Raw genomic sequence first — 12469 nt, 5'->3', positions numbered from 1 at the left:
AAATAGAATAGTTATTTGTTAAATCAAATTATTGAACATTTATTGAACAAAAATAATCCTGACTCTTCGGTTTTTAGCTCTTCCTTCTTCAGAGTCATTATTAGAAGCCGGTTTAGAAAAATCAAATGCTTTAGGCGCCATTTCCCATTCAACATCATTATCGAGCAAATAGTTTTGTACCCACATAGCTCGCTGATAGCTCAGTTTTTGATTGTAGTTTTTAGTTCCTTTATTATCGGTGTGTCCTTCAATTTTAACCTCTTTTACATTTAAGTCATCAGGTACTTTATCGAGCCATTCCGCAAAGCGGGCAATTTGATTTTCATTTGGAATATTTTTATCAAATCCAAAGTAAATAGCATACTCGAAATTCTTTTTTTCCTGAGTTTTTTCAGCTTTTTCAACCGTTTTAACTTCCTCGTTTTTGGTTTCGGTCAGATCCTTACTTTCAGGCTCCAGCACCTTAATTTCTTGCTTTTCGATCTCTGACTGGGTGAGAGGTTCTTCACCTTCAATTTTTAGTCGCTCCTTTTCAAATTGCTCAAAATAGCGTCTGTTCTCCATCACAAAAGTATCTTCATCCTGACTCTGGAACGAACCACCTTCGAGGAAAACAGCAGAGTCGTAGCGTGAATCTCCCGCATCAGCTATTGCAATTTTTATTCGGTACGCTCGTCCAGGTTCAACTTTAGCATATGCGATGAGAGGTCTCGTGATACCGTCAAACTCAATCGTTTTTTGCGCTACAGACATCGGTTTGAAATTCGTGTTGTCGATGTAGAACTGACTGTATCGTTCACTGTTGATATTGTCGATCGAGATTGGTTCATCAGTGTTGGGGATAACAGCCAGGTTTCGTCTTTCCTGAGTTTTGAGATCGATCAAATAAAAAACAAAGACATCATTGAATCCACGATTCACATATTCAGGGTACTCTTCAGATCCAAATACATAGCGGAAAGAAATGGTGTTTTGCTCAGGAACAAAATCAAAGGTGAGAACGGTAGCATCAAAAGTGACTCCTTTTGCAACTCTGTCTAAGTCTGGGTCTCCCGGAACTCCCATAGATCCACTTGCACCGGTTTCAACGTTTTGCATCGGGATAATGCCTGCACTACCAGTACTCAAAACCACACCTCTTTTGATAGGCAGTATCGAGTTTTCGTTTTCAAAGAGCTTGAAGCTACCACGTGCTCCGCGTGTGTAATCAAGATTGCGCGTTTCAAGGTCACCTTTAATGAGAACGTCATTGATTACGTGGTCGAGTGTTTTGATTTCATCGATCAGTAGTTGGGCTCTGACCGTAAAAGCAGATAGCAGAAATACTGCAATTATGAATTTCTTAGACATAAAGACTAGCGGAGTTTAACAAAAGGTTCTTCTAAAAGTTGATTATCGCCCGATTGAATGACAACGCGGTAAACGCCTTGCTGGAGTGGAGCGGTATTGAATATGAGTTGATTGTTTCCTTCCTGAACACTTGTGCTCATCAGTTTTTTAACGATTTTGCCGGTTGCATCTATAATGTAAACATCGACTTCCTGTTGCTGATTCATGGAGAAATCAATCGTTAGGTCATTGATAACAGGGTTCGGAAAAATGCGTGACTTTCCAACGCTGAATTGATTTTCTTCAGCGATATTTCCACTCATCGAAACTTCACAGTTCCAGTCATCAATTACTTTTAATTCAAACGGACCATTACAGCCGTTGAAAGTGTAGGAACTGTCAGATTGTTCACCATTCCATAAAAAAGTATAGGGTGCTTTACCGCCACTAACATCAGCAGAAAGCTTTACTTCACAGCGATTTGCCGATGAAAATGTTGTGTCCACAGTCAATTGAGGATCACTGGTTTCCTGAGGTGATATTGTGAGCTTGCTCAACCAGGTATTACTTTGATTTCCACCTTTGCCGTAAAAACCGCCTGTGTACACAGTTCCTGGATTGTTGTAAACACGCTGAATGCCAAAATAATCGCCCCATCTTTCTGTAGCTCCCTGTTGTTTATCCACTACGCCTTCACCGCGCTTGAGCGTCACTCTTGGTGAATACTCACGAGTGTTATGGTTGTAGTAAATTGCTGAAACTCCCGGGTGAAAAGTAGGAGATGTGTGATTAAACCCGATCATATAGGTGTTGTCGCAATCACTCATTCCTGTGTAGGCAATTTTTGGATATCCGTAGTCGAGCGTATCACTTGCAATGATATTTCCGGTAAAAGTTCTGTTTCCATTCAACGAATCAATTACTCCGTGGTAAACAGCAGCATTGTTCGTTTCAAAGTCACGAGTGTTTCCCACAAAATGAATTTCGTCTTCAAACAATATAGCACCTAACCAGCGGGCATCATTTGTTTGTAAGCCCAGCGAGTCGGCACTTCCGGGAGGAGTGTCGCCCTGTTTTCCATTTGGTGGAACTCCATAAGGTTGATCGAGTTTGCCCATCTCGATGTTGAGCGCAGCTTCTCCACTCGCCATAGTATTGGTGACTTCCACGATGAAAATCGAGTCGTTTTGCACGTCAAAATTGCGGTTGCTGAGGAAATAAGCATTTGGGCCTAATGGGCCGTCAGGGCCTTCAACCGGATTGAGATTCCTCAAATAGCGTCCTTGATATTTGATATCGTCCCAAACCTGCAAATCAACTTCAGAGTCACCGGCATAAGCGCCCTCCAAATCCATTTGCCAAATTACAGATCCGCGAAAACCCTCCTGCCAGCTCACATTGTTTTCAATGAGGTTGATCGTCACAAAGAGTTCATCTTCAGTAATGGTCAGAGCCGGGTAATCTGTCCACTCGTTTACATCGCGCGGATTACCGGTAATCGCGTAAACCGACCATCCTTCTCTTGGATCTGACGAGTTTGAAAAACCGACAACAATTTGGCTGTCATCAGGTCCGCGGCCATCTAAAAAAGCAAAGATGAACCGGTCGTGGTTAGGATCGTAAAGTAGTTTGGGGTCAAATGGAAAAGTGTTTTCATTTGACGGGCTGATTGAATCTCCGGCAAACTCTTTGAATGAAATTGTTTTAGTAGATCCAGCCTGATCTTTGAATAAAATGGTATCAGCTTCTAGATCGTAACCCCACAGGTAAGAGTTGACCGAGGCTAAAAGAATGTTGTCATTATTGACCGCTATAGTATTGTCGAGCGGCACACCTCCTGAGAGCAGAAAGTTTGTATCCAGTGGAGCTAAATAACGGTAAAGTGCCATCTCCCAGTTGATTGTGGGAGCTGGAGCATTTGTATTTATTGAATTAGTCGTTTTGAAAGCTCCTTTTTTGTGTAAGCGTGAACCTTTAATTTTTTGACGCAATAAAAAAGATTTATAGGAATCGCCTCCGGGAGTAGGGGCTTCAATATTTTTTATCCGCGCATCAAAATCAGGTGTTTTTTTGCTTGGCGTGTATTGATTGATCTTTTTAGCTGTGAACTTTTTAGGCTGATGGTCTTGTTGACCAAAAGATAAACTAACGCCACAAATACCAAAGATTGCAACTGTTATAAACTGCTTTAGCATACTTTTACAATTTCGTTTCTAATGTACGAATTTCTTGTATTAAAAGAAGTTTTCGCTAAGTTTATTGTTTACTTGTAATTTGCAAATGTGTTGGATTATCGCTAATCTTATTGGCTGTAATTATGATGAAAAGAATTATTGGCGGTTCTGACCGTATCGACTTTCCTGAATTAGAGCTCGAAAATGTTGAAGCCAGAATCGACTCCGGAGCAAAAAGCTCATCGATTAGAGCCAGCTACATTAAAGAGACCGAAAAAGAAGGCAAAAAGATTTTGCGTTTTTGCCTGCTGGGAAACCGAAAAAAGACATACTACTTTGACCAGTACTGGACGAGAGAAGTGAAAAGTAGTAATGGGCAAACACAAAAGCGATTTGTTGTAAAATTAAGGGTGGAGATATTTGGTCACAAAACTCTTACTGATTTTACTTTGGCTCGCAGAAAAGAAATGCGCTATCCTGTGCTACTGGGGCGTAGATTACTGCGCAATCGTTATGTTGTGGATGTGAGTAAAAAGAATTTATCATACGATCAAAAGAAGATAAACAAAGATGCGAATAGCAATATTATCTCGTAATTCGAAATTATATTCGACAAGAAGACTGGTAGAGGCTGCTGAACAACGAGGTCATGAGGCCATCGTACTCGATCACTTGAAATGTTCAGTGACATCAGAAATCGGGAATCCTCAAATATTTTACAATGGTAAAGAAGTCAAAGACATCAATGCCATTATTCCGCGTATAGGTAACTCCGTTACAATGTACGGTACAGCGATTGTCCGCCAGTTTGAAATGCAAAAAGTTTTTTCTGCAAACTCATCACTGGCAATAGTCAGAGCACGGGATAAGCTGCGTAGTATTCAAATTTTATCGCGTCATCACATCGGTATTCCCAAGACTGTTTTTGCCAATCATGCTAAGGACATCAACAACCTTATTTCATTGATTGATGGTCCGCCAGTTGTGATAAAGCTATTAGAAGGAACTCAGGGAATTGGAGTAGTGCTTGCCGAGACGCGCAAAGCGGCAAAGAGTGTAGTGGAGGCGTTTCACGGACTCAAAGCCGATATCCTGGTTCAGGAATTTATCAAAGAGGCTGACGGAGCTGATATTCGCGCTTTTGTTGTCAACGGTAAAGTTGTTGGAGCAATGAAAAGACAGGGTGCTGAAGGTGAGTTTAGAAGCAATCTTCACCGTGGAGGAACTTCTTCAGCAGTTAAGTTGTCATCAGCAGAACGCAAAGCAGCTGTTGCAGCAGCCAAAGCGATGGGGCTTTCTGTTGCCGGAGTAGATCTATTACAGAGTTCTCGCGGACCACTAATCCTTGAGGTAAATTCATCTCCGGGACTTGAGGGAATTGAAACAGCACTCAAAAAGGATATCGCCACACGAATTATTCAATTCGTGGAAAAAGGAACTGAGAAGCGAATCAAGGTCGATAAAGTGGGAGCGTAATGCGGAGGTTTTTCATATTTCTGTTAGTTGTTATTCCATCGTTGACGATTGCTCAGCGAAACTTTACTGAAATTGATTTCAATGATGGTATCTATTTGAAATATGAAGATTTTCAATTCAACGATCCTCTCTCTCCACAGGAAGTTTACACACCACTTGATAAAAACGATCCCGATTTTTTTACGAAACTATTTGAGCTTACGAGTTTCAGATATGAAAACGAAAACGGTGAACTCGTCAATGTTTTTACTGATGAAGTTTTTGGGTTGTGCGCAAACGGAAATCCGTATGTACAAGCCGGTGGCGGATTTTATAAAATAATTGTCATCGGGAAGTTGTCTTATTTTCTCATCAACGATGTGCAAAGCGGATTCAAGCCACAGGTTGGATTTGCTGCCGGAAGCTTTGGAACAGCAGCTGGAGTTTCAATTCCGGTCGGAGGCTATTCAAATGAAATGCGATCTTTTATTTTTGAATTCCAAAGTGGAGAGATCAAGGAAATGACACCACAAAATGTGGCTGAATTCATCAAAGATGATGAGCAGCTCTACCGACAATTTATGGATCTCAAGCGGAGAGAGCGCAATGTAGCTATGTATATTTATGTGAGGAAATACAACGAGAAATACCCGGTCAAACCAAAAGATATAGAGAATGCTCGATAAAATAATTCTCTACAGTGGTTTTGCCGGAGCTACTGTTTTTCTAGGTGGTTTACTAGCTCGTTTTTTTAATCACCGCATCGAGGATAGTCCGGTAAAAGATGAAACGAGTCACGGTTTAATTGCTTTTGGAGGTGGTATTATTTTGTCTGCTTTAGCCCTGGTGCTTGTCCCAAAGTCGATGGAGGCTCTTTCACTTACTGAATTGTTGATCTCGTTTTTTACCGGAGCAGTTGTCTTTTATTTTGTGGATAAGGCAATCGCTCAAAAAGGAGGGAAGGTAGCGACTTTGTTAGCTATGCTCATGGATTTTGTTCCTGAGTCAATTGCTTTGGGGGCTGTATTTGCAGGGGATATGAAAACTGCAACTCTCCTCGCCATATTTATCGGGCTACAAAACCTACCTGAAGCATTTAATGCTTACAGAGATTTGGTTCTGAGCGGATTTAAGGAAAGAACAGTTCTATTCATTTTCTTTTTCCTGAGTTTTTTCGGAATTGCAGGAGCACTGCTCGGATTTTACTTTCTCAGCGATTTACCAACTGTCACAGGTCACCTGATGATTTTTGCCAGTGGCGGAATTCTGTATTTGCTCTTTCAGGACGTTGTTCCGGAGAGCAAACTCGAAAACACTTATATCACTTCATTGCCGGCAACACTAGGGTTTGCTGTGGGAATAATAGGAGAGAAGCTGATCGGGTAATTTAGGAATCGAGGTATTCTTCAACCTCTTTAACCGTTTGTTTTGCTGTTCTTCCAACTCCGATTAATGTCGCAGATGCAAAACCTGTAAAACCTCCATATCCAACGAGCCACAAACCGGGATGATTGATTGCACGTGTCTTTTCTGTCTCAACTTTTCCCTTCTGGTCCGGTTTTACTAATGGTTTGAGGTGTTGAGTAGCGTAACCAAATCCGGTACACCAAATAATGACATCAATTTCCTGGAAACTTCCATCAGTCCAAAAAAATCCATTCTCTGAGATGCTTTTCAGTTGTTTTGGGTTTTCGTAAACACCACGCTCATGAGCTTCTTTCACACTCGGAACCATAACGATGTTTCCCAGGTTGTACTGGCTCGAATCAAAATGTTCACCCTTTTGTTTGGCGTAGTATTTTGCTGAAGCCACATCGAAGAGGACGTGTCCGTCCACATCATCGGGGAGGAAGTCAGGTGAGTTTTTGGTTGCCCAGTATGTCTCGGCAATCTTTGAGACTTCAGCTAAAATCTGCGCTCCGCTATTTCCTTCTCCCACGATCAGAACCTTTTTGCCTGCAAGGCTATTAGGGTTCTGATAATAAGCCGAATGTATTTGCTTTCCGTTGAATTTTTCTTTTCCCGGGACATTCGGAATGTGAGGATTTCGCAATGTGCCTGTAGCCGAGATGACTGTCCGGCTCTGAACGTTACCTGTAGACGTTTTTAAAGTGAAAATACCGTTCTCTTTGTGCAGACTCTCAACTTTCACAGGGCGCTCCACCGGCACGTTGTACTTCTTTTCGTACTTGCACAGGTAATCGATAACCTCCTCGCGTGTGGGATAACGATCCTTTGATGGCGGCATGAACCAACCCGGAAGGGAGCTGTGCTTTGCAGGTGAAAAGAGCGTCAATGAATCCCAGTACTTGTTCCAGGAACCGCCACATTGTTGCGATGCATCGAGAATCGTGTAATCGATATCAGTCCTGCGCAAATAGTAAGCACAGGCGAGAGCACTCTGTCCCGCGCCAATTATGATGAGGTCTTTATTCATGATTTCTACTCGTATTTCCAGTGCTTGGCAATTTGAACCAATGACAACATTATAGGAACCTCAATTAAAACTCCTACAACTGTGGTCAGGGCTGCACCTGAATTGAGTCCGAAAATAGCGATAGATACAGCCACTGCCAACTCAAAGAAATTACTGGATCCGATCATTGAAGCTGGTGCACAAATACGGTAAGGTAATTTCCAAAACTTTCCTGCAAACCAGGTAAGAAAAAAGATAAAATAGGTTTGAATGGTTAAAGGTATTGCAATAAGTAAAATGTGTCCCGGCTTATTGAGAATTGTTTCTCCCTGAAAGGAAAAAAGAAGGAGAAGAGTAGTTAGTACAGCTATTATGGAAACGGGCTTTAAAGCTGGCAAAAACCTTTCATTGAACCATTTTCTTCCTTTTCGCCTGATGAGATACTTGTTTGTTAGGTATCCAGCTATTAAGGGGATCACAACAAATACGATTACAGAAGTAGTGAGTACATCGAACGGAATTTGAAAATCGGTAATTCCAAGTAGAAATTGAACAATAGGTATAAAAGCAACGAGTAAAATAAGGTCGTTGATTGAAACCTGAACGAGCGTGTAGTTTGGGTCTCCTCCCGATAAATAAGACCATACAAACACCATTGCTGTACAGGGAGCAGCTCCCAATATGATTGCTCCGGCTATGTATTCATCAGCCTGTTGAGGAGTTATAAATGCATTGAAGAGATTATCGAAAAAGAGCCAGGCGAAAAAGGCCATAGTAAATGGTTTTATCAACCAGTTCACAATAACGGTGAGGCTAAGACCTTTGATGTTCCTACCTGATTTTTTGAGGGATGAAAAATCGATTTGAACCATCATAGGGAAAATCATCATCCAAACTAAAATGGCAACAGGGATATTGACATGTGCAATGTTCCAGGAAGAAATAACAGCTATTTTCTCTTCAAATAGCGATCCTATTGCTACGCCAATCACAATACAAATCAAGACCCAAACGGTTAGGTATTTTTCAAAAAAGCCAATACCGCTTTTTTCGTCACTCATCACTAATTAGTTTATGTGTTAAGTATTTTAATTCTGTAGCTATCTGTTTATTGGTTAGTCTGTAAGCTTCAATTTCACGGTCAGAGCCATCGTACTTTCCGGGATCATCATAAGTGAGCGAAAATCGCATACTGGCTTGTGGGATAAACGGGCAATTTTCATCTGCCTGAGAACAAGTAGAGATAGCAACAAACTTTTTGGGAAGTGATTGATCATCGATCGACTTTGAAAACAGCAGAATAGAACCTTTGGTTTCAGAAAAGTTCAGTTTGTAACGTGGATTATTATTTGTCTCCCGGCTCTTTTCAACTTCAAACCCTGATTCCTCAAGAACACTCAGTATGTTAGGATGAACCTGTGTGATCTCAGTTCCGCTTGAGTAGGAGTGGATGTTGAGATGGAATAACCGACTGAAATTGTGCATCCAAACCTGAGCGAGCTGACTACGCCTTGAGTTGTGGGTGCAGATGAAATTCAGGTTCAGTGTATCATCTTGCCTGTAAACAGAACTGAGCGACTCAGCTATAGAGTTGAGCCGCTCAATTCGAGATGATTTGATTTCAGAATCGTTGAGTGATTCTGTAAATAACTTCAGTTTATGATTTGGATCTGACTGTGACATAAAATCAACTAGCAGCAACCACCACCCGGAGTGCATTCTGATTGTGCAGCATCACCGGCCGTGGCCATATTTACTTTTTTCTTTTCAGCTCCGGCTTTTTGAGCAAAAACAGTAATGCTGAAAATTCCGATGTCACCATTTTTGAATTCTTCCATTTTCTCGTTGCTGAGGTATTTTGAAAGAATATCATCGGGAATGGTGATGGTCTTTTCTTTTTGGATCGTGATATTTTCAAATCCGGCTTCTTTGATATGGCCGAGGTAGTCGTCCTTTTGAATTGCACCGCCAATACAACCGGCATACATTTCAGCATCATTGCGCAGCTCTTCAGGGAGTTCGCCAACGAGCACGATATCCGATATGCTGAAGTGTCCGCCCGGCTTGAGCGTACGGTGAATTTCCTGAATCACTTTTTGCTTATCGGGAACTAGGTTGAGCACACAGTTGCTCACGATAACATCAGCAACGTTATCATTGACCGGCATATCTTCGATATCACCCTGCCTGAACTCCACATTGTTGTAGCCCAGCTTTTCAGCATTTGCACGTGCTTTAGTGATCATCGCATCAGTGAAATCAATTCCGATGACTTTTCCTTTATCACCCGTTTCGTGGCGAGCCACAAAACAGTCATTTCCGGCACCTGAACCCAAATCGATGACCGTGTCACCTTCTTTGATTTGGGCAAACTGAGTTGGGAGTCCGCATCCCAGTCCGAGATCAGCTTCTTCATTATAGCCGTCTATTTTTGTGTAGTCATCTGTCATGATGTTGTACACTTTTTGAGAAGTTCCGTCCGCTCCGCAGCAGGAAGATTGATTTTCAGCTTTATCCTGTTCAGCTATTTCGCTGTATTTTTTGCGGACTGTCTCTTTTAATTCCTCTGATTTATTCATGTTATTTTATTTTAACAACATTCATTTTTGTATTCATCAAACAGACCTGTGAGTAGGTCTTTACATTCGTTCCATTTCGTTGGGTTGATGCAGTAGCTCATAGAAGATCCTTCTACAGTTCCCTGAATGATTCCCACATTCTTGAGTTCCTTCAGGTGCTGACTAATTGTAGCCTGAGCCAATCCTAATTCCTGCACCAGGTCACTGTTGATACAGGCATTGATTCTTGCCAGATGCTGAACAATCGCAATCCGAGCGGGATGTCCTAATATCCTGGCAATTTTGGCCAATTCGTTTTGTTCTTCAGTGAAGAGATCAGTACGTGTTACTCCCATCGTTATATTGTTTAATCGCAATATTACGATAAATTATTTAATTAGATGGGGCGAATAGCGATTCGCCCTTGGCGATTATGGATGATTAAATATATTTTTCCTCAATCAGCTGGATTATAGATGGGGCGAATGGCAATTCGCCCGTTCTATTATCGATGATTAAATTTATCCTTTTCCCAATTGGCTGGATTATTTCTGATATATCTGCTGATGTTATAATATGATTTTTCGTTTCGAATAATGCTCTCGTAGTAATTGCGCTGCCAGATTTTATCCGTTGGGGAGAAATGCTTTGGGGCGAATTGCGATTCGCACGTACTTTGATTTTCAGAAAAATATAATTCCTTAATCCTTTTCGTGCTTGCTCCTTTAAATCCGCGAATTATCGCCCCGATTGTTTGAGATGGTGATTTGAATTCACCTATGTTTTCTTCGTGATTTTTTGAAAATAAGATTTCAATAATGGCGTGAAAATGATTGGGCATTATGATGTATTCATGAAGAGCTGTGTTTTCTCGAATTAGAGGTGTTTTCTCCCATTCTTCTTTCACGATTTCTCCAGCTTTGTTCAATCTATTTTCACCATTGTCAATCTCCCCAAAAAAAGAGCTCCTATCCTGGCAGCAGAGGGTAATGAAATATAGCCCTTTCTTGCTGTAATCGTATCCTTTTAATCGGATGGATCTTCGGTGATGTTTATTGGGATCGTAATTCATGAAACCTACTTTATTAAGGCCTTAGCTATTTCTAATGGGGCTAAAGGAACATAATCTTAATACGGGAAGTTTAATGAAGTATTCTAATATCTAATTGTTTAGTCTTTAACTAATATAGTTAATTTTAACAACTAAACTACTATACCTACTCCAAAACCTTAATAAACAATTCATGCTTTTCAGAGTAGCTGTTGGAGTTAAATACCACTTTGTGCACTCCGGGTTTGAGGTTAGAGATATCGATTTTACATCATGTAAAGCTTCAACTTAAAAAAATAGAAATCGGATTTTGTAAATTGCTATTATGGCTATAGAGTACATAAATAACATCAAATCGAAACTAAATTTCGATTTGGTGCTTTTGAGGTTTAATCATTTCCAATAGAACTGGAAATAATTATAAGATGCTAGAAATAACTAAAATTTTCACAGCAAAGTATACAAACAATTATTGCTTGAGAGTCCCTTCAATTATACCGTTTTCTGATGATGATCCAGTATTCGTATATACATTTCCTCCCCATTTATCAGTTGAATTGTAGGAGGTGGAATTTCCAATTTCAGCTTCTAACTCCATTTCTTTATGTCTTAAAGTAGTTAGTTGCCAAACTTCAGTAGATTCACCATTGGCAAATGATTCCGTGTCGTATCCATCGCCAGTATAGCCATCAGTATCAGTGTAATTATATGTTGAATTAACTTCAATAATATTCAATATGATTCTTTCTTTATTTTTAAACTCGTCTTCAACTCCTCCAAGAAAATTCCAGGTTCCGGTTTCTTTGATTGTCTGATTGTAAGTTGTTGTTGTTGAGTTGCCACCAGTTGTATAAGTAGAGGTCATATTTTTATAATCATACGTTCTTGTAAAAGAACCATCCTTCTTAAAGGTTATTTCAGCTGTTATATATCCAGTAGCATTAGTTGAGTAGCTATCTGATGAAGTAGGACCTGACTCAGTGCCTGACTCAGATATTGTAATACTAGATCCATTAATTTGTGTTTTTGAGTTACCGTTACTTGTATAAGTTTCGCCATCATATATGTCAGAACCTGAAAAAGTAGTTTGTTTATTCCAACTATCAACAGTCCATTCTCCGGCAACTCTTGCCTTTCTCGATCTAAGAGAAATAAATGGATCTCCATCTCCTTTTTTGCAACTATTGAATGTTGGAATCGACAATACTATAATAGCTATGGACAGGAAAAATCTTTTTGTTGTTTTCATAGAAATAGGGTTTTACTTATCGAAATAATGAGTTATAGGGGTAATTTCAGTTTTTGTGTTCGTTAAATAGAATATTTAAGCTGAACTATTTTTTAAAATATTCTATTCTACAGCTACAATTATACCCAACATTTATCTTTTTAACAATTAATCCTATATATTTTAATTAGAAGAATATCGAGTTATTGAGCTTTTTGTGATTTTGATTTAGTGAGATATGAGATAAAGAATAAATTA

13 protein-coding genes are annotated in these 12469 nt (G+C 40.1%); 4 read left to right on the top strand and 9 right to left on the bottom strand.

What is annotated here, in order from left to right:
• Positions 1–39 precede the first annotated feature (39 nt).
• On the bottom strand, positions 40–1350 hold the full coding sequence (locus F3059_RS06555) for a choice-of-anchor L domain-containing protein (RefSeq protein ID WP_151167444.1): 1311 nt from the start codon (positions 1348–1350) through the stop codon (positions 40–42).
• 5 nt (positions 1351–1355) lie between these two features.
• Positions 1356–3524 (bottom strand): T9SS type A sorting domain-containing protein, encoded by a 2169-nt coding sequence (locus F3059_RS06550; RefSeq protein WP_151167442.1) that lies wholly within the window; start codon positions 3522–3524, stop codon positions 1356–1358.
• Positions 3525–3646: 122 nt separating this feature from the next.
• On the opposite strand from F3059_RS06550, the gene F3059_RS06545 reads away from it, so the two are divergent.
• From F3059_RS06545 to F3059_RS06530, 4 genes are read left to right on the top strand one after another with little or no spacing between them, the layout of a single operon-like run.
• Positions 3647–4099 (top strand): ATP-dependent zinc protease family protein, encoded by a 453-nt coding sequence (locus F3059_RS06545; RefSeq protein WP_151167440.1) that lies wholly within the window; start codon positions 3647–3649, stop codon positions 4097–4099.
• Positions 4074–4979: a 30S ribosomal protein S6--L-glutamate ligase gene (gene rimK / locus F3059_RS06540; protein ID WP_151167438.1), complete on the top strand. Its 906-nt coding sequence runs from the start codon at positions 4074–4076 to the stop codon at positions 4977–4979. The genes F3059_RS06545 and rimK overlap by 26 nt, the downstream gene beginning before the upstream one ends.
• Positions 4979–5644, top strand: a complete 666-nt coding sequence (locus F3059_RS06535; RefSeq protein ID WP_151167435.1) for a hypothetical protein — start codon at positions 4979–4981, stop codon at positions 5642–5644. The genes rimK and F3059_RS06535 overlap by 1 nt, the downstream gene beginning before the upstream one ends.
• Positions 5634–6344 (top strand): ZIP family metal transporter, encoded by a 711-nt coding sequence (locus tag F3059_RS06530; protein WP_151167433.1) that lies wholly within the window; start codon positions 5634–5636, stop codon positions 6342–6344. The genes F3059_RS06535 and F3059_RS06530 overlap by 11 nt, the downstream gene beginning before the upstream one ends.
• Position 6345: 1 nt before the next feature.
• Here F3059_RS06530 and F3059_RS06525 read toward each other — a convergent pair whose 3' ends face one another.
• The 7 genes from F3059_RS06525 to F3059_RS06495 form a co-directional block, all read right to left on the bottom strand.
• On the bottom strand, positions 6346–7395 hold the full coding sequence (locus F3059_RS06525) for an ArsO family NAD(P)H-dependent flavin-containing monooxygenase (protein ID WP_151167431.1): 1050 nt from the start codon (positions 7393–7395) through the stop codon (positions 6346–6348).
• Between the two features lie 5 nt (positions 7396–7400).
• The gene (arsB, locus tag F3059_RS06520; protein WP_189683211.1) at positions 7401–8435 is read right to left on the bottom strand and encodes an ACR3 family arsenite efflux transporter; all 1035 of its coding nucleotides are present in this window, start codon (positions 8433–8435) and stop codon (positions 7401–7403) included.
• Positions 8428–9057, bottom strand: a complete 630-nt coding sequence (locus F3059_RS06515) for a low molecular weight phosphatase family protein (RefSeq protein ID WP_151167429.1) — start codon at positions 9055–9057, stop codon at positions 8428–8430. Before F3059_RS06515 ends, arsB begins: the two co-directional genes overlap by 8 nt.
• Positions 9058–9065: 8 nt before the next feature.
• Positions 9066–9953: an arsenite methyltransferase gene (locus F3059_RS06510; RefSeq protein WP_151167427.1), complete on the bottom strand. Its 888-nt coding sequence runs from the start codon at positions 9951–9953 to the stop codon at positions 9066–9068.
• Positions 9954–9964: 11 nt separating this feature from the next.
• Positions 9965–10288 carry an ArsR/SmtB family transcription factor gene (locus tag F3059_RS06505; RefSeq protein WP_151167425.1) on the bottom strand — a complete coding sequence of 108 codons (324 nt, stop codon included), beginning with the start codon at positions 10286–10288 and terminating at the stop codon, positions 9965–9967.
• Between the two features lie 149 nt (positions 10289–10437).
• The gene (locus F3059_RS06500; protein ID WP_151167423.1) at positions 10438–11004 is read right to left on the bottom strand and encodes a transposase; all 567 of its coding nucleotides are present in this window, start codon (positions 11002–11004) and stop codon (positions 10438–10440) included.
• 448 nt (positions 11005–11452) lie between these two features.
• A complete protein-coding gene (locus F3059_RS06495) occupies positions 11453–12232 on the bottom strand; it encodes a hypothetical protein (RefSeq protein WP_170265087.1) in 780 nt (259 codons plus the stop codon).
• Positions 12233–12469 lie beyond the last annotated feature (237 nt).

This window comes from Salibacter halophilus (assembly GCF_008806325.1).
GTDB lineage: Bacteria > Bacteroidota > Bacteroidia > Flavobacteriales_G > Salibacteraceae > Salibacter > Salibacter halophilus.
The sequence above is the reverse complement of the archived record's forward strand: the minus strand, read 5'-3'. Positions and strand labels throughout refer to the sequence as shown.